Source organism: Sabulicella flocculans, assembly GCF_045449635.1.
GTDB lineage: Bacteria > Pseudomonadota > Alphaproteobacteria > Acetobacterales > Acetobacteraceae > Roseococcus.
Map to the genome: position 1 here is coordinate 34,174 of NZ_JBJJBR010000007.1, position 22,817 is coordinate 56,990.

Here is a 22,817-nt window from a genome sequence, read left to right on the forward strand (position 1 = left end):
GGCACCCGCCGCGCAGCGGCCGCGCGGGGACGCTCGGCGAGCGCGGCGCGTGGCATCGTGCGCCCAGCCTAACACGGGATGGCGGGCCGGGCGAAGCGCGGAGGCGCCCGGATGACAGGGGGTGCGCCCGGCGCTAGCGTGCCGCCCTGCGCGGCACGGGGGCTCCGCCCGCGCCGGAGGCATCAGCACATGAGCGAACGCCGCGTGGAGTTCCGGGACGCGATCGCGGGCAACTGGACCGAAAGCGCCTACTACGACGACGTCGAGAGCATCACCGACTGGTTCTGGCGGCCCGACTGGCCCTTCCGCCCGCTGTTCGACCAGCTCGACCTGTCCGACACCATCGAGCTGGCCTGCGGGCGCGGCCGCCACGCCGCGCAATGCCTGGAGGCCTGCGGCACGCTGACCCTGGTGGACGTCAACGCCACCAACATCGCCGCCTGCCGGGCGCGCTTCGCCGGGCAGGACAAGGTGCGCTTCGTGCTGACCCCCGGCAACGCGCTGCCGGAATGCCCGGATGGCGCCTATTCCGCCATCTTCTGCTACGACGCCATGGTCCATTTCGAGATGCTGGACGTGCTGGACTACCTGCGGGAGTTCCGGCGGGTGCTGCGGCCGGGCGGGCGGGCGCTGCTGCACCTGTCCAACAACCGCGCCAACCCGCTGGGCGCCTGCCAGGACAACGAGCACTGGCGGAACTTCGGCGACCTCGACGTGTTCCGGCACTTCGCGCACCGGCTGAACTTCACCATCCTCGCCAGCCAGACGGTGGACTGGGGCGCCTCGCCCGCGCTGGATGGCCTGCTGCTGATCGAGCGCGGCTGACCCGGCCCGGCTTGACCCTGGCGACCCGCCGCGCCATTCCGCCCCCTGGCCCCGGCTCCCCGGGGCAGCTCGTTCACCAGCACCCCGCCGGCCCCGCGCGAGCCAGGCCGGCGGCGGCGGCGCCCGGCGCCTGAGGCCACGATGAATTGGATTTCCGAGTGGGCGCTGCCCAAGATCAAGACGCTGTTCGGCGGCACGCGCGAGGTGCCGGAGAACCTGTGGCACAAGTGCCCCGCCTGCGAGCAGATGATCTTCCACACCGACCTGGAGCGGAACCTGCGCGTGTGCACCCATTGCGGCCACCACATGCGCATCGGCGCCAAGGCGCGGCTGGACGCCACGCTGGATGAGGGCTGGCAGCGCATCGAGCTGCCCAAGGCACCCGCGGACCCGCTGAAATTCCGCGACCAGCGCCGCTACAGCGAGCGCCTGAAGGATGCCCAGGCCAAGTCCGGCATGGACGATGCGGTGCTGGTCGGCCACGGCGCCGTCGGCGGCCAGCGCGCCGTCGCCGCGGCCTTCGAGTTCGCCTTCATGGGCGGCTCCATGGGCGTGGGCGTGGGCGAGGCGCTGGTGGCCGCCGCGCGCCTGGCCGTGCTGCAGGACGCGCCGCTGGTGGTCTTCGCCAGCAGCGGCGGCGCGCGCATGCAGGAAGGCGCGCTGAGCCTGATGCAGATGCCGCGCACCGTGATCGCCACGCAGATGGTGAAGGATGCCGGACTGCCCTTCATCGTGGTGCTGACCGACCCCACCACCGGCGGCGTCACCGCCTCCTTCGCCATGCTGGGCGACGTGCAGGTGGCCGAGCCCGGCGCGCTGATCGGCTTCGCCGGGGCGCGCGTCATCGAGCAGACGGTGCGCGAGAAGCTGCCCGAGGGCTTCCAGCGCGCCGAATACCTGCTGGAGCACGGCATCCTCGACATGGTGGTGCCGCGCGGCGAGATGAAGGCGACGCTGGCCCGCCTGATCCGCCTGCTGCGGCAGGAGCCGGCCGCCGCCTGATGTCCGGTCGGTCGGAGGCCATCATCGCGCGGCTGCACGCGCTGCACCCGGTGCTGATCGACCTCTCGCTGGGCCGGCTGGAGGCGCTGCTGGCCAGGCTGGGCCACCCGGAGCGCGCCTTGCCGCCGGTGGTCCACGTGGCCGGCACCAACGGCAAGGGCTCCACCTGCGCCACGCTCCGCGCCATCGCCGAGGCCGCGGGGCGGCGCGTCCACGTCTATTCCTCGCCCCACCTGGTGCGCTTCCACGAGCGCATCCGCCTCGCCGGCACGCTGGTGCCCGAGGACGCGCTGGCCGCGGCGCTGGAGGAGGTGGAGGCGGTGAACGCCGGCGCCGCCATCACCGTGTTCGAGGTCACCACCGCCGTCGCGCTGCTGCTGTTCGCCCGCACCCCGGCCGACCTGCTGGTGCTGGAGGTCGGGCTGGGCGGCCGCTTCGACGCCACCAACGTGGTGGCGCGGCCGGCGGCGACCGCCATCACCTCCATCTCCATGGACCACATGGAGTTCCTGGGCGACACGCTGGCGAAGATCGCCTTCGAGAAAGCGGGCATCATCAAGCCCGGCGTGCCCTGCGCCACCGGGGCGCAGCACCCGCAGGCGCTGGCGGTGCTGCGCGAGGTCGCCGCCGCGCAGGGCGCGCCGCTGCTGGCGCGCGGCGAGGCGTGGCAGGTGGACGGGGCCGGCTTCCGCGACGCCCGCGGCGCGGTGGCGCTGCCCGCCTACGGCCTGCCGGGGCCGCACCAGCGCGACAATGCCGGCATCGCCATCGCCGCCCTGCGCGCCTGGAACCCCCCCTGGCTGACCGACGCCGCCATCGCCGCCGGCGTGGCCGCCGCCCGCTGGCCGGCGCGCCTGCAACGCCTCCGTGGCCATCTGGCCCCGCCCGCCCCGTGGGAGCTGTGGCTGGATGGCGGCCACAACGAGGGCGCCGGCCTGGCCCTGGCCGAGGCGCTGGCCGGCTGGCGCGACGCGCCCCTCCACCTCGTGGTCGGCATGAAGAAGGGCAAGACCGCCGCCGGCTTCCTGCGCCCGCTGCTGCCCCTGGCCGCCAGCGTGACCGCGGTGCGCGAGCCCGGCCAGCACCTGGCGATGGAGGTGGAGGACATCGTCGCCGCCTCCGGTGGCCGGGCGCGGCCGGGGCCGGACGTCGCCTCCGCCCTGGCGCGGCTGCGCCAGGAGGAAGCGCCGGGGCGCATCCTGGTCTGCGGCAGCCTCTACCTGGCGGGCGAGGTGCTCAAGGCCGACGGGACATGGCCGGAATGAGCGCCAGCAGGGACAGCGCCAGCCCGGCCAGGAACACCGGCGCGTGGCGCTCGCCCGCCGCCTCGAACAGCCAAGCCAGGGCGAAGCCGGTGGCGGCCTGCGCCGCGGCGTAGGCCAGGGTGGCGCGCACCCACAGCGCGCCGGCCGCCGGCCCCGCCGCCTCCCGCGCCCAGGCCAGGGTGACGGCGGAAATCCCCACCCCGGCGAAGCCGCCCAGCAGCGCCGCCAGCGGCGCCGCGCCCGGCAGCAGCGCCGCGCCCAGCGCCAGCCCCTGCACGCCCAGCCACAGCAGCACGCAGCGTCGCCCGCCCCATCGGTCGGTGGCGCGGCCGCCCAGCACGGTGCCGGCCAGCGCTCCCAGGCCGAACAGCGCCCAGACCAGCGCGCCCCAGCCCACCCCGCCCCCGGCGCCGCGCGCCGCCAGGTCGCTCAGGTAGACCATCGGCGCCACCATCCCCGCACCCGACAGCGCGTAGGCCAGCAGCAGCCGCGGCGCGGGCGGCGCCCCGCCGCGCGGCGGGGCCACCGCCTCGGCCGGGAAGCGCCCCCAGGCGAAGGCGGCCAGGGCGGCGGCCAGGGCGGCCAGCCCGGCCCAGCCCAGCGCCGCCCCGCCGGCCAGCAGCGGCGGCAGCGCGAGCGCCCCCAGGGCGATGCCGCCGCCCACCCCGGCGATCACCAGCCCCGAGGCGGCACCGGAGCGCCCGGCCGGCACCGCCCGCTGCACCGCCGGCCCGGCCAGCGACATCAGCACCCCGCCGGCCAGCCCCGCCAGCAGCCGCCAGGGCAGCAGCCACCCCACCCCGCCGCGCCAGGCGCACAGCGCCAGGGACAGCGCGACCAGCGCCATGCCCAGCCGCAGCGCCGCGCGCGTGCCCAGCGCCCCCGCCAGGCGCGGCGCCGCCGCCACGCCCAGCAGGTAGCCCGCCAGCGCCGCCGCCCCCAGCAGCCCCGCCTCGCCGCCCGACACCCAGCCCTCCTTCACCAGGGCGGGGAACAGCGGCACGAAGGCGAAGCGCGCCAGCCCGACGCCCGCGGCGGTGGCCGCGGTGCCGGACAGCGCGAGGGACAGGAAGGGCGGCATCACGCGGAAGGATAGGGCGGGCGGCCGCCGCCCGTCAGGCGCCCGCCCGCGCCTCGTTGGCCAGGCGGATGGCGCGGCGCAGCTTGGCGATGCCGGTGCGCAGGTGCCCGGTGGCGCACAGGCGCCGGCCTTCCTGGCCCAGGGCCTGCGGCAGCGGGGCGGCGGCGGTGGGCATGCCGGCCAGCCGCGTTGCCAGCGTCTCGCAGTATTCGGCGCTGTCGGTGGTGACGCGCAGGCTGGCTTCCGCCGGCTCGGCGTGGCCGGCATGGATGGTCAGCAGGGCCGCCACCGGCAGGGCATGCAGGAGCCTCATGCGGCGCAGCATGGCAGGCGGGGGGCTGTGTTCCGGTGGGCCGGGCGTGAAGGATTTTTCAGTCAGGACAAGGGGATGCGAAGCGCCACCTTCAGCCCCGGCGGGTCGGCCCCGGGCATCGCGTCCTCCAGCGCCACCTCGCCCCGGTGCAGCTGCGCCACCGCCCGCACCAGGGACAGCCCCAGCCCCGAGCCGGGGGTGTTGCGCGAGGAATCGGCGCGGAAGAAGCGCTCCATCGCCTTGTCGCGGTCGGCGGCGGCCATGCCCGGCCCGCTGTCGGCCACCGCCACCTCGGCCCAGGCCGGGCCGGCGCGGGCGGACAGGGTGATGGCGCCGCCCGCGGGGGTGAACTTCATGGCGTTGTCCAGCAGGTTGGCCACCGCCTGCAGCAGCAGGTCGCGGTCGCCCACCAGGGTCAGCCGCTCCGGCAGGTCGGTCACCAGGGTCTGGCCGGCGTCCTCGGCCATCGCCTCGTAGAACTCGGCGGCGTCGCGCAGCACCTCGGGCAGGTCGAAGGGGGCGAAGGCGGCGCGCCGCGCCCCGGCCTCGGCCTCGGCGATGCGCAGCAGGGCCTGGAAGATGCGCGAGATGTTGTCGAGGTCGGCGATGCCGCCCTCGATGGCGGCGCGCAGCCCTTCCTCCGTGCGGGCGGTGGCCAGGGATTCCTCCAGCTTGCCGCGGGCGCGCGCGATGGGCGTGCGCAGGTCATGCGCGATGGCGTCCCCGGCCGAGCGCACGCCGGCCATCAGGGCCGAGATGCGCTCCAGCATCTCGTTCATGCTGGCGCCCAGCCGGTCGAACTCGTCGTCGCGGGGCGAGAGGGGCACGCGGCGCGACAGGTCGCCGCCGGCGATGTCCTGCGCGGTGCGCATCGCCGGGCCCATGCGCGCGCGCAGCGCCTTGCGGATCAGCGCCGCCCCCAGCACCCCGAACACGATGATGGCGCCCAGCGACCACACCACGCCTTCCGTCAGCAGCAGGCGAAGCTGCACGCGCTCGCTCTCGTCGCGGCCCACCAGCAGGCGCAGGCCGCCGGGCAGGTCGCGGCGGTGCACCCGGGCTTCCGCCGTGGCGCCGTCATGGGCGATGCGGGTGCGGAACCACGCGCCGTCGCCGCCCAGCGAGGGCGGGAAGCGGTCCAGGTTGCCGGCCAGCTTGGCGCCGTCGGGGGCCAGCAGCAGGTAGATGGTCTCCGCCTCCACGTCCTGCGCCAGCCGGTCCTCGATGGATTCGATCAGCCCGGCCACCCCGGCGTCGCGGTGGCGGTCGGACAGGGCGGTGGCGTCGGCGCGGATGGCGGCCACGGTCTGCCGGTCCAGCGCGCCGGCCGTGGCCCACCACAGCACCGCCACCAGGAAGGCGGCGGCGATGGAGAAGATGCCCATGAACAGCAGGGCGAAGCGGAAGCCCGCCGATTGCAGCAGCCGCGGCGGGGCGGGGCGGGGGGGCTGGATTCAGCCCTCCGCCCGGATCATGTAGCCGGCGTTGCGCACGGTGTGGATCAGCGGCTTGTCGAAGCCCTTGTCCAGCTTCTGCCGCAGCCGGCTCACATGCACGTCGATGACGTTGGTCTGCGGGTCGAAGTGGTAGTCCCACACCTTCTCCAGCAGCATGGTGCGCGTCACCACCTGGCCGGCGTGGCGCATCAGGTGCTCCAGCAGGCGGAACTCGCGCGGCTGCACGTCGATCTTCTTGCCCGAGCGCGTGACGGTGCGGCTCAAGAGGTCCAGCTCCAGGTCGGCGACCTTGAGCTTGGTGACCGGCGCCTCGGAGGAGGGGCGGCGGCCCAGCGCCTCGACGCGCGCCAGCAGCTCGGCGAAGGCGAAGGGCTTGGACAGGTAGTCGTCGCCGCCGGCCTTCAGCCCCTTCACGCGCTCGTCCACGGCGGAAAGCGCGGAAAGGAACAGCACCGGCGTGCGGTTGCCCTGGCCGCGCAGCGTCTCGACCAGCCGCACGCCGTCCACGCCGCCGGGCAGCATGCGGTCCAGCACCAGCATGTCGAAGGACTCGCTCGCGGCCAGGAACAGGCCGTCGCGGCCGTTGGCGGCGTGCTCGACCGTGTGCCCGGCCTCCTGGAGGCCCTTCTTCACGAAGCGGGCCACCTCCACGTCGTCCTCGACGAGCAGGATGCGCATCATTGGGTGTTCTTCCTTGCCTCAGGCCGGGCCAGGGGGGCGGCGCCCCACCTGCACCGGCAATTCCTGGGTCCGCCCCTCGCGCAGCACGCCCAGCCGCACGGTCTGCCCCGGCGGCACCGCGGCGATGGAGCGCACGAGGATGCGCGAGGTCTCCGTGCGCTCCCCGTTGATGGACAGCACCACGTCGCCCGCGCGCAGCCCGGCGCGCGCCGCCGGCCCGTTGCGCTCGACCCCGGCGATGAGCACGGCGCGGCGGCCGGCGCGCGGGTCGTCGGCCACCAGGTCCTGCACCTGCACGCCCAGCCAGCCGCGCTCCACCCGCCCCTCGCGCCGCAGCCCCTCGACCACCGGCCGCGCGAGGTCGGAGGGGGTGGCGAAGCCGATGCCGGCATTGGCGCCGGAGGGGGAGTAGATGGCGGTGTTGATGCCGATCACCTCGCCCTGGAGGTTGAACAGCGGCCCGCCGCTGTTGCCCGGGTTGATGGCGGCGTCGGTCTGGATGAAGTCGTCGAACGGGCCCGCCCCGATGTCGCGCCCGCGCGCCGAGACGATGCCCGCGGTGACCGAGCCGCCCAGCCCGAAGGGATTGCCCGCCGCCAGCACCCAGGAGCCGATGCGCATGGCCGCGCTGCTGCCCCAGCCCACCGCCGCCATCGGGCCGCGCGGCTCCACGCGCAGCAGCGCCAGGTCCATCAGCTCGTCCGAGCCCACCACGCGCGCCTGCATCTCCTGCCCGTTCGGCAGCGACACCGTCACACGGCTGGCATTGCCCACGACGTGATTGTTGGTGACGATGAATCCAGCCGGGTCGATGACGAAACCACTTCCGGCGCCCTGGCTGCGCTCGCGCCGGCCGCGGAAGTAGCGCTCCAGCGGGGTGCCGCGGAACTCCGGCGGCACCGGTTGCGGCCCTTCGGACTGCACGGAGATGGCGACCACGGCGGGCAGCACGCGCTCGGCGAGGTCCGCGAGGTCGGGGAAGGCGGACAGCGCGCCGCGCTGCGCGACGGCCGGCCCGCCGCAGCCGGCCAGGGCCGGGGGCAGCAGCAGCCCGGCCAGCAGGGCGCGGCGGCGGGTCAGGTTCAACGGGGCAGGCTCCACGGCATGACCTTCGGCCGCCGAATCCGGGGCGGGCGGCCTTCCTCTCGGGACAGACAATCGGGGAAGGGGGGGCGGGTTTGCAAGCCGGGCCGGCGTCAGAACAGCCCCTCGATGCGGCCCTGGGCGTCCAGCCGGATGGATTCGGCGGCAGGCTGGCGCGGCAGGCCGGGCATGGTCATCACCTCGCCGCAGATCGCCACCACGAAGCCGGCGCCGGCCGAGAGCCGCACCTCGCGCACCGGCAGCACGTGGCCGGTGGGGGCGCCCAGCAGCGTGGGGTCGGCGGAGAAGGAGTACTGCGTCTTGGCGATGCACACCGGGACATGGCCGAAGCCCAGCGCCTCGAAGCGCGCCAGCTTCGCCGCGACCGCGGCGGGCAGGGCGATGTCGGCGGCGCGGTACACCTCGCGCGCCACGGTGCGGATCTTGTCGGCCAGCGGCAGCGCATCGGGGTAGAGCGGGTGGAAATGCGCCTCACCCGCCGCCAGCCGGCGCAGCACGGCCTGGGCCAGCGCCTCGGCCCCCGCGCCGCCGTCGCACCAGTGGGTGCACAGGTGCGCCTCGACGCCCATCGCCGCCATCGCCTCGGTCACCGCCGCGATTTCGGCGGGGGTGTCGGAGTCGAAGCGGTTCAGCGCCACCACGGGCGGGATGCCGAACTTGCGGATGTTCTCGGCGTGGCGGGCCAGGTTGGCGATGCCGCGCCGCACCGCCGCCACGTCCTCCGTGCCCAGGGCGGACTTGGCCACGCCGCCATGCATCTTCAGCGCGCGCACGGTGGCCACGATGACGCAGGCCTCCGGCGCCAGCCCGGCGAGGCGGCACTTGATGTCCAGGAACTTCTCCGCGCCGAGGTCGGCGCCGAAGCCGGCCTCCGTCACCACGATGTCGCTCAGGTGCAGGCCCAGCGTGGTCGCCACCACCGAGTTGCAGCCATGGGCGATGTTGGCGAAGGGCCCGCCATGCACCAGGGCCGGGCTGCCCTCCAGCGTCTGCACCAAGTTGGGGGCGAAGGCGTCGCGCAGCAGCACCGCCATGGCGCCATCGGCCTTGAGGTCGGCGGCCGTCACCGGCTTCCGCTCCCGCGTCTCGGCCACGATGATGCGGCCCAGGCGGGCTTGCAGGTCGTCGAGGTCGGCGGCGAGGCAGAAGGCGGCCATCACCTCGCTGGCCACCACGATGTCGAAGCCGTCCTCGCGCGGGAAACCGTTGCCCGGCCCGCCGAGCGACTGCACCACCTGCCGCAGCGCGCGGTCGTTCATGTCCAGCGCGCGGCGCCAGGAGACGCGGCGCGGGTCGATGCCCAGCGCGTTGCCCCAGTGGATGTGGTTGTCCAGCATCGCCGCCAGCAGGTTGTTGGCCGCGGTGATGGCGTGGAAGTCGCCGGTGAAGTGGAGGTTGATGTCCTCCATCGGCACCACCTGCGCGTGGCCGCCGCCCGCCGCGCCGCCCTTCACGCCGAAGCAGGGGCCCAGGCTGGGCTCGCGCAGGCAGATGACGGCGCGCCGGCCCAGCCGGTTCAGCGCGTCGCCCAGGCCGACGGTGGTGGTGGTCTTGCCCTCGCCGGCCGGGGTGGGGTTGATGCCCGTCACCAGCACCAGCTTGCCGCGCGGGCGTCCGGCGCGGGCCTGGGCCACGAAGTCCAGCCCGACCTTGGCCTTGTGCTTGCCGTAGGGCTCCAGCACCTCGGGCGGGATGCCGGCGCGCTCCGCGACCTCGGCGATGGGGCGCAGCGTGGCGGCGCGGGCGATGGCGAGGTCGGTGGACATGCGGCGCGAGAACCCCCCTGGACCGGCCCGGTATGAACGCGCCGCCATCATTGGACAAGCGGCCCGGCGCCGCGCCAGGATGCCCGGCAAGACCGGAGGAAACCGCATGAACTTCACCCGCCGCGCCGTCCTGGCCGCGCCCGCCCTGCTCCTTGCGCGCCCGGCGCCGGCACAGGACTTCCCCTCGCGGCCCGTCACCATGCTGGTGCCCTTCGTGGCCGGCGGCCCGTCGGACATCGTGGCCCGCGTGGTCGCCGCCCGCGCCGCTGGGCTGCTGGGCCAGCCGGTGGTGGCGGAGAACCGGCCGGGCGCCAACGGCGCGGTGGCCGCCCAGGCGCTGGCCCGCGCCCAGCCGGACGGGCACACGCTGCTGACCGGCTCCATCGGCGTCTTCGCCATCAACGCCGCGCTGCGCCCCAACCTGCCCTACGACCCGGTGCGCGACTTCGCCCCGGTGACCCTGGCGGTGACGACGCCCAACGTGCTGGTGGCCAACCCCGCCGCCATGCCGGCGCGCGACTTCGCCGGCTTCCGCGGCTGGCTGGCCGCCAACGGCGCCCGCGCCTCCTACTCCACCTCCGGCGTCGGCTCGTCCGAGCACCTGACGATGGAGCTGCTGAAGCTGCGCCTGCGGGCCGACGCCCAGCATATCCCCTACCAGGGCGGCGCGGCGGCGGCGACGGCGCTGATCGCCGGCGACGTGCAGATGACCTTCCAGAACCTCGGCACCGTGGCGCCGCACATCGCCGCCGGGCGGCTGCGGGCGCTGATGGTCACCAGCGCCGCGCGCAACCCCACCATCCCCGAGGTGCCGACGGCGGCCGAATGCGGCATCGAAGACTTCGTCGTCACCTCCTGGCAGGCGGTGATGGCGCCGGCCGCCACCCCCGCGCCCATCCTGGCCCGGCTGGAGGCCGCCTGCATCGAATCCCTGCGCCACCCGGAAAGCGTGCAGCGCCTGTCCGGCATCGGCTTCGACGTGGTCGCCTCCAGCGCCGCCGAGTACCGCCGCTTCCAGGTGGCGGAGCTGGCGCGCTGGCGGGAGGTGGTGCGCGCCGCCGAGATCCGCGCCGAGTGACATTCCCAGGCATTTGATCCGCCGCAAACCGGCGCTTGCGCCCCCGCAAGGCGGCGCGCGCCCTCCCGGACTAGGAATCGCCTCGCGCAACGAACATCAACGGAAAGGCGCGAGAGAGATGAGGAAGTTGGTACTGCTGGCGGCTGGCCTGCTGGCCCTGGGTTCAGTGGCGGCGGCCGCGCAGGAGGCCGCGCCGCGCGGCAAGCGCGCCGGGGACATCGTGGTGGGCCTGGGCGCCATCGGCGTGCTGCCGACCAACGGCGGCAACACCCCGCTGATCGGCGGCACGCCGCACGCGTCCAACAGCGCCTCGCCGCAGCTGGACTTCTCCTATTTCTTCACGCCGAACCTGGCGGCGAACCTGATCGCCGCCACCACCCAGCACGACATCCGCGTCAACGGCTCGGCGCTGGGCGACGTGCGGCTGGGCCGCGTCTGGGCGCTGCCGCCGACCCTGACCGTGCAGTACCACCCGATGCCGCAGGCGCGCTTCAGCCCCTATGTCGGCCTGGGCCTGAACGCCACCTTCTTCTACGGCTACTCCGGCAGCCGGACCCCGCCGGTGACCCGCGTGCGGGTGGAGAACAGCGTCGGCGTCGCCCCCAACATCGGCTTCGACTACGAACTGGCGCCCAACTGGCTGCTGAACTTCGACCTGAAGTGGATCCTGATGCAGCCGGAGGTGAGCGTGAACTCCAACCTCATCCGCGCGCGGGCCGACATCAACCCGTTCGTGATCGGCGCCTCCGTCCGCTACCGGTTCTGAGGCGAGGCTCCGGGCCGGGGCGGCGGGGCAGCCCGCCGGCCCGGCTGCGAAGGGCCCCCGGCCGGGCTCCTGACCCGGCCGGGGGCCGCGCCCCTACAGCACCTCGCGGTGCGCCGCCTTCAGGTCGTGCAGGAAGCGGTCGTACTCGCGCTCCTTGCTTTGGGGGTCGGGCAGGCGCAGCAGGTAGGAGGGGTGGACGGTGGGGAACACCAGCCGCCCGTCGGGGGCCTGCATCACCTCGCCCCGAACCTTGGTCACCGGCATCGCCTTGCCCATCACCGCGCGCAGCGCGGTGGCGCCCAGCGTCACCACCAGCCGCGGGTCCACGAGGGCGACCTCCCGTTGCAGGAAGGGCCGGTAGTGGGCGATGTCCCCCGCGTCCGGGCTCTGGTGGATGCGCCGGCGGCCGGTGGGGGTGAACTTGAAGTGCTTCACCGCATTGGTGACGTAGGCCTCGCCGCGCGGCACGCCGGCCTTCTCCAGCGCGCCGTTGAACAGCCGGCCGGCGGGGCCGACGAAGGGGCGGCCCTGCAGATCCTCCTCGTCGCCCGGCTGCTCGCCGATGAACATCAGCGGCGCGCCCAGCGGACCCTCGCCGAACACCGCCTGGGTGGCGTGGGCAGCCAGGGGCGAGGCGCGATCCTCCAGCACCTCGCGGCGCAGCGCCTCCCAGGCGGCGGCGCGGTCGGTGGCGGCGGGGGCATGGTCGAACAGGTCCATGCCCTCCCCAACGCCGGGCGGCGCCCAATGGATGAGGCGCTGGCGGCGGGGGGCGGGCGCGGTGGCGCCGCGGGCCACCATCTCCTCCACCCGGCGCGGCGCCTCGGCCATCAGTCGGGGGATGTCGCGCGCCTCGGGCAAGTTCTTCCAGTAGCGCACCGGCATCTCGGCGCGCATGGCGGCGGGCTTCAGCCGCGCGGGGTTGAAAATGGAGCGGTAGTAGGCGCGCCACAGCTCCTCGCGCGCGTCCTCCGGCGGCACGTCGGCGCGGCGGCCAGGCGGGCCGAAGGCGACCTCCGCGCCGTCCCAGTGCGCCGAGCCGTCGGGGGTCAGGATGCTCCAGCGCAGCTGGGCGAAGCGGCGGGTGAAGAAGCCGGCCTCGCGCTCCAGGATCAGGTGCTCCGGCTCGAACCAGGCCAGGTAGTGCTCCCGCCCGCCATCCTCCACGCAGCGGAAGCGCACGAAGGCGTGCATCTTGTGGGCGTCGCGCCGCACCGCCTTGGCCATGGCGGCCAGCCGTGCCACCAGCGGGTCGGTCGCGCGCTCCAGCAGGTCGCGCTCGCCCTGGGCCACGCGCCACAGCGCGGCGTAGAGCAGGGCGTGGCGCTCCCCGTCGCGGTGGTGCAGCACGGTGTCGGCCAGGGCCAGGAAGGCCGGGGGCACGCGCGGCGGCGGGGCGGTGGGCGGCGGCACCGGGTCGGTGGCCAGCAGCGCGCCGGCGCCCCAGGCCACCGCCTCGGGCGGCACGCGGGCGGCCAGCAGGGGGCGCGCGGCTTCCCGCCACGCGTCCAGCCGGGTGGGGTGGGCGGGGGCGGCGCCGATCACAACAGCGCCATCTGCCGGGGCCTGGCCTGGGCCGCCATGCCGCCCGCCGGCAGCACCAGCCGGCGCAGGTCGGCGCGGTCGAGCAAGGCGCCGGGGGTGGCGTCCGCCGTCACCAGGAAGGGGCGCAGCTTCTTCAGCGGCAGGCGCAGCCGGCCCAGATCGTCCCAGCGCAGCGCGGCATGCCGGCGCGAGGACAGGATGCGCTCCACCGTCTTCACCCCCAGGCCGGGCACCCGCAGCAGCGCCTCGCGGCCGGCGGCGTTGACGTCCACCGGGAACAGGTGGCGGTTGCGCAGCGCCCAGGCCAGCTTGGGGTCGGCCTCCAGGTCCAGCATCGCCTCCGGCCCGGCCGGCACGATCTCGTCCAGCGAGAAGCCGTAGAAGCGCAGCAGCCAGTCCGACTGGTACAGGCGGTGCTCGCGGATCAGCGGCGGCGCCACCGGCGGCAGCGCGCGCGAGGCGTCGGGGATGGGCGAGTAGGCGCTGTAGTAGACGCGGCGCAGCCCGTAGTTGCCGTACAGGTTGGTGGCGGTGCCCAGGATGGTGCGGTCGTCGGCGCCGTCCGCGCCCACCATCATCTGCGTGCTCTGCCCGGCGGGCGAGAAGCGCGGCGCCTTGCGCTCGGCCTTGGCTTCCTCGATGCGCACCCGCAGCCCGGCCATCGCCTTGCGGATGTCGGCGAAGTCCTTTTCCGGCGCCAGGGCCTTCAGGCTGGCCTCCTGCGGCAGCTCGATGTTGATGCTCAGGCGGTCGGCGTGGCGCCCGGCCTCGGCCAGCAGCAGCGGGTCGGCGTCGGGGATGGTCTTGAGGTGGATGTAGCCCTTGAAGCCGTGGTCCAGCCGCAGCGACTTCGCCACCCGCACCAGCTGCTCCATCGTGTAGTCCGGCGAGCGGATGATGCCCGAGGACAGGAACAGCCCCTCGATGTAGTTGCGCCGGTAGAAGTCCAGCGTCAGCCCGACCACCTCCTCCACCGTGAAGCGCGCGCGCGGGACGTTGGAGGAGGCGCGGTTGATGCAGTAGGCGCAGTCGAAGATGCAGGCGTTGGTCAGCAGGATCTTCAGCAGCGAGACGCAGCGCCCGTCCGGCGTGTAGGCGTGGCAGATGCCCATGCCCTCGGTGGAGCCCAGCCCGCCCTTGCGGCTGTCGCGCTTCGGCGCGGAGGAGGAGGCGCAGGAGGCGTCGTATTTCGCCGCGTCGGCCAGGATCTCCAGCTTGCGGCGCAGGGAATCGGCATCGGCGGGCATGGTCGGGATGTGGCCCCTGGGGCGCGGATTCTCAAGAACAAACCGCGAAAGATTGCCGGACGCAGAAAGCATTGGGCAAGCCGCCGCCTCCTGCGCCACGCTGCGCCCTCCGCCCCCTGAGGACGCCGCCATGACCCGCCCCGGTGCCGCCGTGCTGCCCCTGCTGCTGCTGCTCGCCACCCCCGCCGCGGCGCTGGAACCGGCCGAGGTGGTGGACGCCTTCGAGGGGGCGGGCGGGCGCATCACCACCTTCCGCCCCTCCCACGCCAAGGGCGTCTGCGCCGCCGGGGAGTTCACCCCGACCGCCGAGGGCACGCGGCTGTCCGTGGCCCCCACCTTCGCCGGCGCGCCGGTGCCGGCGACGATCCGCTTCGGCGTGGCGGGCGCCACGCCCCGCGCCTCGGACGTCGCGCGCACCACCCGCTCGCTCGCCATCCGGTTCGAGACGGCGGCGGGCGACCAGTGGGACATGGCCAACATCTCCGCCCCCATCTTCGGGGCGAGGACGCCGGAGATGCTGGTGGCCGGGCTGCGCGCCCGCCGCGCCGGGCCGAACGGCCAGCCGGCCGACCCGGCAGCGGTGGCGGCCTTCGTGGCGGCCAACCCCCAAAGCACCCGGCAGGCGGCCTGGCTGGGCCAGCGCATGCCCCCGGCCTCCTTCGCCACCACGCCCTACTGGGGGGTCAACGCCTTCCGCTTCCAGGGCCGCGACGGCGAGGTGCGCCACGCCCGCTGGGTGTTCGAGCCGGCGGCCGGCGAGCAGCGGCTGACGGAAGCCGACGCCGCCCGCCTGGGGCCCGACTTCCTGGCCGCCGAGCTGCGCGCCCGCGTGGCGCAGGCCCCCGTCGCCTTCGACATGGTGCTGCAATTCCCCGCGGCCGGCGACGACGTGACCGACCCCACGGTGGCCTGGCCGGCCGACCGGCCGCGCGCCACGGTGGGCCGGCTGGTGGTGACGGCGGTGGAGCCCGGGCCCGGCGGCGCCTGCGACCCCATCTCCTTCCTGCAGCTCGACCAGGAGCCCGGGGTCGCCTTCAGCGACGACCCCGTGCTGCAGGGGCGGGCCGCGCCCTATGCCGAGGCGCTGTCCCGCCGCACCACCCCGCGCTGAGGCGAGTCAGACCCGCAGGCGGCCCTCGGTCGCCATGGTGTAGCGCTCGGCGATCTTCTCCCAGTTCAGCACGTTCCAGATGTTGTTCACGTATTCGGCGCGGCGATTCTGGTAGCGCAGGTAGTAGGCGTGCTCCCACAGGTCGTTGCCGAACAGCACGCGCTCGCCCTGCATCAGCGGGTTGTCCTGGTTGGGCCGCGTGGTGATGGCCAGCTGGCCGGAGGGCGCCACCGTCACGAAGGCCCAGCCGGAGCCGAAGATGCCCATGCTGGCGGCGTTGAAGCGGTTGCGGAACTCGCCGAAATTGCCGCCGAGGTCGCGGTTGATCGCCGCCATCAGCGGGCCCGCGGGCTCGCCGCCGCGCCCGCCCAGGATCTCCCAGAACATGGCGTGGTTGGCGTGGCCGCCGCCGCCGTTGCGGATGGGGGTGCGGATGTTCTCCGGCACGCGGGACAGGTTCATCAGCAGCTCGTCCAGCGGCAGGCGGGACAGCTCGGCCTGGTCGCGCAGGGCGGTGTTGAGCGTGTTCACCAGCGCCGTGTGGTGGAAGCGGTGGTGCAGCTCCATGGTGCGGGCGTCGATCGCCGCCTCGTTGGCGTCCAGCGCATAGGGCAGGGCAGGGACGGAATGCGGCCCGGTGGGCGGCGCGGCGGGGGCCGGCGCGGCGGCGGGCGCCGTGGGCGCCGGCTGGCCGGGCGAGCCCTGCGCGAAGGCGCGGGCCGAGAGCAGCAAGGCGGGCGCAGCCAGCAGGGCGGCGCGGCGCGAGATGAACGACATGGCGGTTCCTCCTTGGAATCTTGGTGAAAGGTGCGACGCTTGCCGCCCTCTGCAAGCCCGTTAAACAAAGCCGACAACCGAGGAAGCGTTGCCCATGTCGGATGAATCCCTGGTCGTGGCCCGCGAGGGACAGGCCGGCACCTTGCTGATGAACCGCCCCAAGGCGCTGAACGCGCTCGACCTGGCGATGATCCGCGGCTTCCAGGCCGCGCTGGATGCCTGGAGCGGCGACCCGGCGGTGAAGCTGGCTATCCTGGAAGGCGCCGGCGGCAAGGCCTTCTGCGCCGGGGGCGACGTGCGCGCGGTGCGCGACGCCGCCATCGCCGGCGACCGCGCCCCGGTGCGCGCCTTCTTCTCGGAGGAATACGCGGTCAACCAGGGCATCGCCGACTTCCCCAAGCCCTGGGTGTCGCTGATCGACGGCGTGTGCATGGGCGGCGGCATCGGGCTGGCCATCCACAACGGCCCGCGCGTGGTGACCGAGCACGCGCTGCTGGCGATGCCCGAGACCGCCATCGCCCTGTTCCCCGATGTCGGCACCTCCTACATCCTGCCGCGGCTGCCCGGCGCCATCGGCACCTGGCTGGCGCTGACCGGGGCGCGGATGCGCGGGGCGGACAACGTCCATTGCGGCTTCGCCACCCACTACGTCACGCGCGACAAGCTTCCCGCCCTGCGCGCCGCGCTGTTGGAGACGGGCGACGCCGCGGTGGTGGAGCGCTTCGCCGAGACCCCGCCCGAGGCCAGCTTCGCCCCGCACCGCGGCGCCATTGACCGCTGCTTCGGCCAGCCCACCGTGCTGGGCATCGTGCACGCGCTGGAGGCCGATGGCAGCGAATGGGCGCTGGCGCAGCTGGCCATCCTGCGCCGCATGTCGCCCACCTCGCTCTGCGTCTCGCTGGAGCTGCTGCGGCGCGCAGCCAAGCTGGACCTGCCCGGCGCCCTGGCGGAGGAGCTGCACCTGACGGAAGGCGTGGTGCACGGCCACCCGGATTTCCGCGAGGGCGTGCGCTCCGTGCTGGTGGACAAGGACGGCGCCCCGCGCTGGACCCCCGCCACGCTGGAGGAAGTGGACCCCGCCGCGGTGCAGGCGCTGTTCAGGTGACCCTGAAGCGCTCACGGTACGCGGCCGGGCTGGTGCCCAGCCGGGCGCGGAAGGCGGCGCGCATCCGTGCGGCCTCGCCGAAGCCGGCGGCAGCGGCCACTGCCTGCACCGGCAGCCGCGCCTCCTCCAGCAGGGCGCGGGCATGGTCCAGCCGGGCGGCCTCGACCCAGGCGGCGGGGGTCATCCCGGTCGCCGCGCGGAAGCGGCGGTGCAGGCTGCGCGGGCTCGCCGCGGCCTCGCGTGCCATCGCCTCCACCGTCCAGTCGCGGGCCGGCTCGGCGCGCACGCGGTCCAGCAGGGCGGCCAGCCGGCCGGGCGCCGGCGGCACCGGCCCCTCCACGAACTGCGCCTGCCCGCCGGCGCGGTGCGGCGGCACCACCAGGCGGCGCGCCACGGCATTGGCCGCCCGGGCGCCGAAATCCCGCCGCACCAGGTGCAGCAGCGTATCCAGCGCCGCCGCGCTGCCGGCGGCGGTCAGCACCGGCCCGTCCTCGACGTAGAGCGCGCCCGCCTCCAGCCGCACCGTCGGGTGGCGGTCGCGCAGAGCCTCGGCGTAGCGCCAGTGGGTGGTAGCGCGGCGGCCGTCCAGCAGCCCGGCCGCCGCCAGGACGAAGGCGCCCGAACAAAGGCTGACCATGCGCGCGCCGCGCGACGCCGCTTCACGCAGCGCGGCGCAGAGGGCAGCGGGCACCGGCGCGTCCAGGCCACGCCAGCCGGGCACCACCACCGTGCCGGCCTGGGCCAGCACCTCCAGCCCCGCATCGGCCTGCACGCGCAGCCCGCCCAAGCCGCGCAGGGGCCCGTCCTCGGCCGCCACCACGGCCATGCGGTACCAGCCGGGCCCCATCTCGGGCCGCGGCAGGCCGAACACCTCGACCGCGCAGCCGAACTCGAAGGTGCACAGCCCGTCATAGGCCAGCACCGCGACGACCGGGTTTGGCAGGATTCCGGCGGTGCGTGGCATTCCTGCCCATCACCACGCCCGGCCCGGCCATGGCAAGACTTTCCGCATGCCCGTCACCCTGATCCCCCCCGCCCCCTCCGCCGAGGCCGCGGCGCATTTCGCCCGCCGCCTGGCGCTGGAGACCGACTGCGCCGACGTCCACCAGGCCATGCAGGAGGCCGCGCCCGGCTTCGTGCTGCTGGACGTGCGCGGTCCGGGCGCCTTCGCCCGCGGCCACGTGCCGGGCGCGCTGAGCCTGCCGCACCGCGACATCACCGCCGCGCGCATGGCGGCCTGGCCGGAGGACACGCTGTTCGTGGTCTATTGCGCCGGGCCGCACTGCAACGGGGCGGACCGTGCCGCGCTGGCGCTGGCGCGGCTCGGCCGGCCGGTGAAGCTGATGCTGGGCGGCGTCACCGGCTGGCTGGACGAGGGCTTCGCCCTGTCAGCCGGCTGAGGCCAGCAGCACCAGCACCACCCCCGCCGCCACCGCCAGCGCGCCCGCCACGTCCTTGCCGTGCAGGCGCTCGCGCAGGAAGAAGCGGCTGAACGCCAGGGTGAACAGGATCTCCACCTGCCCCACCGCGCGCACCAGCGCGACGGGGGCGAGCGCGAAGCCGATGAACCAGCAGGCCGAGCCGCAGGCCGACAGCGCCCCCACCTGCGCCGAGGAGCGCCAGGTGGCGAAGACCTGCGGCACCGAGCGCGGCTCGCGCCAGGCCAGCCAGCCGCCTTGCAGCAGGGTCTGGATGGCGTTCATCAGCACCACGGTGAACAGCGCCTTCAGCACCGGGTCCGGCCCCGGCAGCGCCCCGTTCGCCGCCCGCCCGCAGATGGCGGCCAGGGCGAAGCAGAACCCCGCCCCCATGCCGCGCAGCGCCGCCGGCTGGACGGAGGCGCGCAGCAGCTCCCGCCCCGACAGCCCGCGCCAGGCCAGGGAAAGGAACATCACCCCGCCCGCGCTGAGCAGCACCCCCTGCCACGCCAGCGGCGACAGCGCCTCGCCCAGCACCAGCACGGTGATCAGGCTGGCCTGGATGGCCTCCGTCTTGGAATAGGCGGTGCCCACCGCGAAGCCGCGCGCGGCGAAGGAGGCGATGAGCAGCACCGTGCCGAAGATCTGCGCGATGCCGCAGGCCGTCACCAGCAGCAGGAACCACGGCGTCGGCGCGCCGAACCAGCCGCCGAAGGCCAGCCAGTAGCCGCCCAGCAGCAGCAGCCCCACCGGCACGCCGTAGAGGTAGCGCACCACGGCGGCGGCGTTCAGCGAAAGCTGCCCGCGCAGCCGCTGCTGCAAGGCGGTGCGCCAGGTCTGGAACAGGGCGGCGGTGCAGGTGGCCAGCACCCAGCCGGGAATCACCGCGCAGCGGTCACGACACGTCCATCTGCAGCCCCTCGCGCCGGATCACCGCCTGCCACTTGGCGATCTCCGCCCGCACGAAGGCGGCGAAGTCGTCCGGGGTGCCGGGCATGGCCACGCCGCCCATCTGGGCAAAGCGCGCCTGGGTTTCCGGCATCTCCAGCAGGGCGTTGATCTGGGCGTTGACGGCGCGCACCGCCGGGGCCGGGGTGTTGGCCGGCGCGAACATGCCGAACCAGGTGTTGACCTCGTAGGGCGCCAGCTCGGGCATCGTCTCGCGGATGGCGGGGATGTCGGGCAGCTGCGGGTTGCGCTCGGCGCTGGTCACGCCCAGGGCGCGCACGCGGCCGGCGCGCACCTGCTCGATGCCCGTGGTCAGGTTGTCGAACATGTACTGGATGTTGCCGGCCACCAGCTCGATCGCCGCCGGGCCGGCGCCGCGGAACGGCACGTGGATGCCCTCGGTGCCCGTCAGCTGGTGGAACCACACGCCCGACAGGTGCGGCGACTGCCCCACCCCCGGCGAGCCGTAGGAGAGCCGCCCCGGATTGGCCCGCAGGTGCGCCACGAACTCGGGCACGGTGCGCGCGGGCACCGAGGGATGCACCACCAGCACGTTCGGCCCGCGGATCATGTTGCCCACCGGCAGCAGGCTTTCCGGCCGGTACTGCAGCCCGCGGAACAGCGAATAGCCGATGGCCTGCGGGCCGATGTTGCCGCTCAGCAGCGTGTGGCCGTCGGCCGGCGCGCGCACCACCTCCATCGTGCCGATGGTGCCGCCGCCGCCCGAGCGGTTCTCCGCCACCGCGTTCACGCCCCAGCGGCTTTGCAGGTGCGCGGCCAGGATGCGCGCCATGATGTCCGTGGTGCCGCCCGGCGCGGCGGGGACGATGATGCGCATCTGCTGGCTGGGCCGCCACTCGGCCTGGGCGCGGGCGGCGGCGGGCAGCATCAGCGCAGGCAGCGCCAGCGCGGCGCGGCGGGTGGGGGTCATGGCGGCGTCCTCCGGTCTCTGGTTGGGCGCAGCATGGCCCAGCACCGCCCGGGCATCAATTCACCGCGCGCGGCGCGTCCGGGCTGTCCAGCGAGAAGGGCGGGATGACGGCGGCGAATTCCTCGCCCGTCGCCGGCACCACCATGTGGTAGAGGCCGCGCATGAAGCCCGAGGGCGTGCCCAGCGGCGTGCCGGAGGTATAGGTGAAGGCCTCGCCCGGTTCCAGCACCGGCTGCTCGCCCACCACGCCCTCGCCGTGCACGCGCTGGGTCTGGCCGCGCCCGTCGGTGATCAGCCAGGTGCGGCGCAGCAGCTGCACCGTCACCTCCGACAGGTTGGCGATCTCGACCCGGTAGGCCCACAGCCACGCGCCCTTCTCCGGCTCCGACTGGTCCTCCAGGAACACGGTCTGCACCGTCACGCGCACGCCGCGCGTGGTGGCGACGTAGGCGTCGCTCATCGCCGGGCCAGCGCGGTGGCGATGCCCGCGCCCACCATGGCGCCGCCGCCGGCCCGATGCATCCAGCGCCGCACGCCCGGCGCGCGGATCGCCGCGCCCAGCCGGGTGGCGAAGGCGCCATAGGCCAGCACGTTCAGCGTGCCCAGCCCGACGAAGGTGGCCAGCAGGATGGCGCCCTGCGGCGGCAGGGGCCGGGCGGGGTCCACGAATTGCGGCAGGAAGGCCACGAAGAAGCCGATGCTCTTGGGGTTCAGCACCGTCACCAGGAAGGCGTCGCGGAAGGCGCGGCGGGCGGGCAGGGGCGGCGGCGCCTCCACCGGCGCGCGCCAGAGCTTGATGCCCAGCCAGACCAGGTAGGCCGCGCCCAGCCACTTCACCGCGGTGAAGAGGTCGGCCGAGGCCGCCAGCACGGCACCCAGCCCCAGTAGCGACACCAGCAACGCGATGCTATCCCCCAGCGCCACGCCCGCAGCCGTGGGCAGCACCGCGCGCCAGCCGCCGGCGGCGGCGCGGGTGACCACGAAGACCACCACCGGCCCCGGGATGGCGACGGCGATGGCGGAGGCGACGGCGAAGGCCAGCAAGGTTTCGGGGCTCATGCCCCCAAGGCTACTCCGCCGCGCGCGGCTGCGCCACGGCCGCCGCGTCCAGCGCGATCGCCAGGTCCTCGATCAGGTCGGCCACGTCCTCCAGCCCCACCGACAGGCGCACCGTGCCCTCGCCGATGCCCAGCCGCGCCCGCTCCTCGGCACCGACGCGCATGTGGGTGGTGGTGGCCGGGTGGGTGGCGAGCGACTTGGAATCGCCCAGGTTGTTGGACACGTCCACCAGCTCCAGCGCGTTCATGAAGCGGAAGCAGGCGTCCTTCCCGCCGCGGATGTCGAAGGTCACCAGGGTGCCGCCCGCGCTCATCTGCGCCATCGCCAGCTTCTGCTGCGGGTGGTCGGGGCGGAAGGGATACAGCACGCGCGAGACCTCCTCGCGCTCGGCCAGGAAGTCGGCCACGGCGGCGGCGTTGCGGCACATCTGGTCCACCCGCAGCTTCAGCGTCTCCAGCCCCTTGAGCACCACCCAGGCGTTGAAGGGGCTCAGCGAGGGGCCGGTGTTGCGGATGAAGGGCAGCAGCACCTCGTTCACCCATTGCGCGCGGCCCAGCACGGCGCCGCCCAGCACGCGGCCCTGGCCGTCCATGTGCTTGGTGCAGGAATACACCACCACGTCGGCGCCCAGCTCCAGCGGGCGCTGGAGCAAGGGCGTGGCGAAGACGTTGTCCACCACCACCAGCGCGCCGGCCGCATGCGCCAGCTTCGCCACGGCGGCGATGTCCACCATCTCCAGCATCGGGTTGGAGGGGCTTTCCAGCAGCACCATCGCAGTGGGCTGGCTCAGCGCGCCCTTCCACTGCTCCAGGTCCGCGCCGTCCACGAAGACGCTCTCGATGCCGTAGCGCGGCAGCAGGGTGGAGACGATCCAGTGGCAGGAACCGAACAGCGCGCGCGACGCCACCAGCCGGTCCCCGGCCTTCAGGTGGCTCAGCAGCGCGGCGTGCACCGCGGCCATGCCGGTGGCGGTGGCCTTGCAGGCCTCGGCGCCTTCCAGCAGGGCCAGGCGCTCCTCCAGCATCGCCACCGTCGGGTTGCCGAAGCGGGAATACTGGTAGTGCTGGACCTCGTTCTTGAAGGTGGCCTCCGCCTGCTCGGCGTCGTCGTAGACGAAGCCGGAGGTGAGGAAGAGCGCCTCCGCCGTCTCGCCATGGTGGGAGCGCGACAGGCCGCCGCGGACGAGCTGCGTGGCGGGGCGGAACTTGCGGGACATGGCAGGACCTCAAACGCGAACAGGCGTCCGGCACCGTGGAACGGTGGGCCGTTTAGCGCGCTTGTTTTGCAGGACGCATCCTGCCCCGCCGGAACCGGGACCTCGCCGCAAGCTGGCCGGAC

23 protein-coding genes are annotated in these 22,817 nt (G+C 74.4%); 8 read left to right on the plus strand and 15 right to left on the minus strand.

Going from position 1 to position 22,817, the window contains the following annotated elements; genetic code table 11:
• The first annotated feature begins 189 nt into the window (after positions 1-189).
• From ACI6QG_RS09295 to ACI6QG_RS09305, 3 genes are all read left to right on the plus strand, one after another.
• Positions 190-825 (plus strand): class I SAM-dependent methyltransferase, encoded by a 636-nt coding sequence (locus tag ACI6QG_RS09295; RefSeq protein WP_407024318.1) that lies wholly within the window; start codon positions 190-192, stop codon positions 823-825.
• 141 nt (positions 826-966) lie between these two features.
• Positions 967-1,827: an acetyl-CoA carboxylase, carboxyltransferase subunit beta gene (gene accD / locus ACI6QG_RS09300; protein WP_407024319.1), complete on the plus strand. Its 861-nt coding sequence runs from the start codon at positions 967-969 to the stop codon at positions 1,825-1,827.
• The gene (locus tag ACI6QG_RS09305) at positions 1,827-3,092 is read left to right on the plus strand and encodes a bifunctional folylpolyglutamate synthase/dihydrofolate synthase (RefSeq protein ID WP_407024320.1); all 1,266 of its coding nucleotides are present in this window, start codon (positions 1,827-1,829) and stop codon (positions 3,090-3,092) included. Before accD ends, ACI6QG_RS09305 begins: the two co-directional genes overlap by 1 nt.
• On the opposite strand, the gene ACI6QG_RS09310 is transcribed toward ACI6QG_RS09305, so the two are convergent.
• The 6 genes from ACI6QG_RS09310 to ACI6QG_RS09335 form a co-directional block, all read right to left on the minus strand.
• Entirely contained in the window at positions 3,064-4,173 is a 1,110-nt protein-coding gene (locus tag ACI6QG_RS09310) for a YbfB/YjiJ family MFS transporter (RefSeq protein ID WP_407024321.1), read from the minus strand. The genes ACI6QG_RS09305 and ACI6QG_RS09310 overlap by 29 nt on opposite strands.
• 34 nt (positions 4,174-4,207) lie before the next feature.
• A complete protein-coding gene (locus ACI6QG_RS09315; protein WP_407024322.1) occupies positions 4,208-4,486 on the minus strand; it encodes a hypothetical protein in 279 nt (92 codons plus the stop codon).
• Positions 4,487-4,548: 62 nt separating this feature from the next.
• Entirely contained in the window at positions 4,549-5,871 is a 1,323-nt protein-coding gene (locus ACI6QG_RS09320) for a sensor histidine kinase (protein WP_407024323.1), read from the minus strand.
• Between the two features lie 69 nt (positions 5,872-5,940).
• Positions 5,941-6,621: a winged helix-turn-helix domain-containing protein gene (locus tag ACI6QG_RS09325; protein ID WP_407024371.1), complete on the minus strand. Its 681-nt coding sequence runs from the start codon at positions 6,619-6,621 to the stop codon at positions 5,941-5,943.
• 21 nt (positions 6,622-6,642) lie between these two features.
• A complete protein-coding gene (locus ACI6QG_RS09330; RefSeq protein WP_407024324.1) occupies positions 6,643-7,710 on the minus strand; it encodes a S1C family serine protease in 1,068 nt (355 codons plus the stop codon).
• A gap of 110 nt (positions 7,711-7,820) precedes the next feature.
• A complete protein-coding gene (locus ACI6QG_RS09335) occupies positions 7,821-9,494 on the minus strand; it encodes a formate--tetrahydrofolate ligase (RefSeq protein ID WP_407024325.1) in 1,674 nt (557 codons plus the stop codon).
• 106 nt (positions 9,495-9,600) lie between these two features.
• On the opposite strand from ACI6QG_RS09335, the gene ACI6QG_RS09340 reads away from it, so the two are divergent.
• Together ACI6QG_RS09340 and ACI6QG_RS09345 are read left to right on the plus strand one after the other, a co-directional pair.
• Entirely contained in the window at positions 9,601-10,572 is a 972-nt protein-coding gene (locus tag ACI6QG_RS09340) for a Bug family tripartite tricarboxylate transporter substrate binding protein (protein ID WP_407024326.1), read from the plus strand.
• A 118-nt stretch (positions 10,573-10,690) separates the two neighbouring features.
• Positions 10,691-11,338 (plus strand): OmpW/AlkL family protein, encoded by a 648-nt coding sequence (locus ACI6QG_RS09345; RefSeq protein ID WP_407024327.1) that lies wholly within the window; start codon positions 10,691-10,693, stop codon positions 11,336-11,338.
• A gap of 93 nt (positions 11,339-11,431) precedes the next feature.
• Here the strand turns inward: ACI6QG_RS09345 and ACI6QG_RS09350 are convergent, their stop codons facing one another.
• Positions 11,432-12,883, minus strand: coding sequence for a UdgX family uracil-DNA binding protein (locus ACI6QG_RS09350; protein ID WP_407024328.1), 1,452 nt, complete (start codon positions 12,881-12,883; stop codon positions 11,432-11,434).
• Positions 12,880-14,130: a putative DNA modification/repair radical SAM protein gene (locus ACI6QG_RS09355; RefSeq protein WP_407024329.1), complete on the minus strand. Its 1,251-nt coding sequence runs from the start codon at positions 14,128-14,130 to the stop codon at positions 12,880-12,882. Before ACI6QG_RS09355 ends, ACI6QG_RS09350 begins: the two co-directional genes overlap by 4 nt.
• A 130-nt stretch (positions 14,131-14,260) precedes the next feature.
• Here ACI6QG_RS09355 and ACI6QG_RS09360 point away from each other — a divergent pair, with 130 nt between their 5' ends.
• Entirely contained in the window at positions 14,261-15,241 is a 981-nt protein-coding gene (locus ACI6QG_RS09360; protein WP_407024330.1) for a catalase family peroxidase, read from the plus strand.
• Between the two features lie 6 nt (positions 15,242-15,247).
• Here ACI6QG_RS09360 and ACI6QG_RS09365 read toward each other — a convergent pair whose 3' ends face one another.
• Positions 15,248-16,018: a superoxide dismutase gene (locus ACI6QG_RS09365; protein WP_407024331.1), complete on the minus strand. Its 771-nt coding sequence runs from the start codon at positions 16,016-16,018 to the stop codon at positions 15,248-15,250.
• A 94-nt stretch (positions 16,019-16,112) separates the two neighbouring features.
• On the opposite strand from ACI6QG_RS09365, the gene ACI6QG_RS09370 reads away from it, so the two are divergent.
• Complete coding sequence (locus tag ACI6QG_RS09370) at positions 16,113-17,123, plus strand: enoyl-CoA hydratase/isomerase family protein (RefSeq protein ID WP_407024332.1); 1,011 nt, start codon at positions 16,113-16,115, stop codon at positions 17,121-17,123.
• On the opposite strand, the gene ftrA is transcribed toward ACI6QG_RS09370, so the two are convergent.
• Positions 17,116-18,087, minus strand: coding sequence for a transcriptional regulator FtrA (gene ftrA / locus ACI6QG_RS09375; protein ID WP_407024333.1), 972 nt, complete (start codon positions 18,085-18,087; stop codon positions 17,116-17,118). The two genes, ACI6QG_RS09370 and ftrA, sit on opposite strands and share 8 nt — an antisense overlap.
• Positions 18,088-18,133: 46 nt before the next feature.
• On the opposite strand from ftrA, the gene ACI6QG_RS09380 reads away from it, so the two are divergent.
• On the plus strand, positions 18,134-18,523 hold the full coding sequence (locus ACI6QG_RS09380) for a rhodanese-like domain-containing protein (RefSeq protein WP_407024334.1): 390 nt from the start codon (positions 18,134-18,136) through the stop codon (positions 18,521-18,523).
• On the opposite strand, the gene ACI6QG_RS09385 is transcribed toward ACI6QG_RS09380, so the two are convergent.
• The 5 genes from ACI6QG_RS09385 to metZ are packed head-to-tail and all read right to left on the minus strand — an operon-like array spanning position 18,512 to position 22,695.
• Positions 18,512-19,426, minus strand: a complete 915-nt coding sequence (locus ACI6QG_RS09385) for an EamA family transporter (RefSeq protein ID WP_407024335.1) — start codon at positions 19,424-19,426, stop codon at positions 18,512-18,514. The genes ACI6QG_RS09380 and ACI6QG_RS09385 overlap by 12 nt on opposite strands.
• A gap of 10 nt (positions 19,427-19,436) precedes the next feature.
• Complete coding sequence (locus tag ACI6QG_RS09390; RefSeq protein WP_407024336.1) at positions 19,437-20,420, minus strand: Bug family tripartite tricarboxylate transporter substrate binding protein; 984 nt, start codon at positions 20,418-20,420, stop codon at positions 19,437-19,439.
• A gap of 55 nt (positions 20,421-20,475) precedes the next feature.
• Entirely contained in the window at positions 20,476-20,880 is a 405-nt protein-coding gene (gene apaG / locus ACI6QG_RS09395) for a Co2+/Mg2+ efflux protein ApaG (protein ID WP_407024337.1), read from the minus strand.
• The gene (locus ACI6QG_RS09400) at positions 20,877-21,479 is read right to left on the minus strand and encodes a LysE family translocator (protein WP_407024338.1); all 603 of its coding nucleotides are present in this window, start codon (positions 21,477-21,479) and stop codon (positions 20,877-20,879) included. Before ACI6QG_RS09400 ends, apaG begins: the two co-directional genes overlap by 4 nt.
• A 10-nt stretch (positions 21,480-21,489) precedes the next feature.
• Entirely contained in the window at positions 21,490-22,695 is a 1,206-nt protein-coding gene (gene metZ, locus ACI6QG_RS09405; protein ID WP_407024339.1) for an O-succinylhomoserine sulfhydrylase, read from the minus strand.
• Positions 22,696-22,817: the final 122 nt, after the last annotated feature.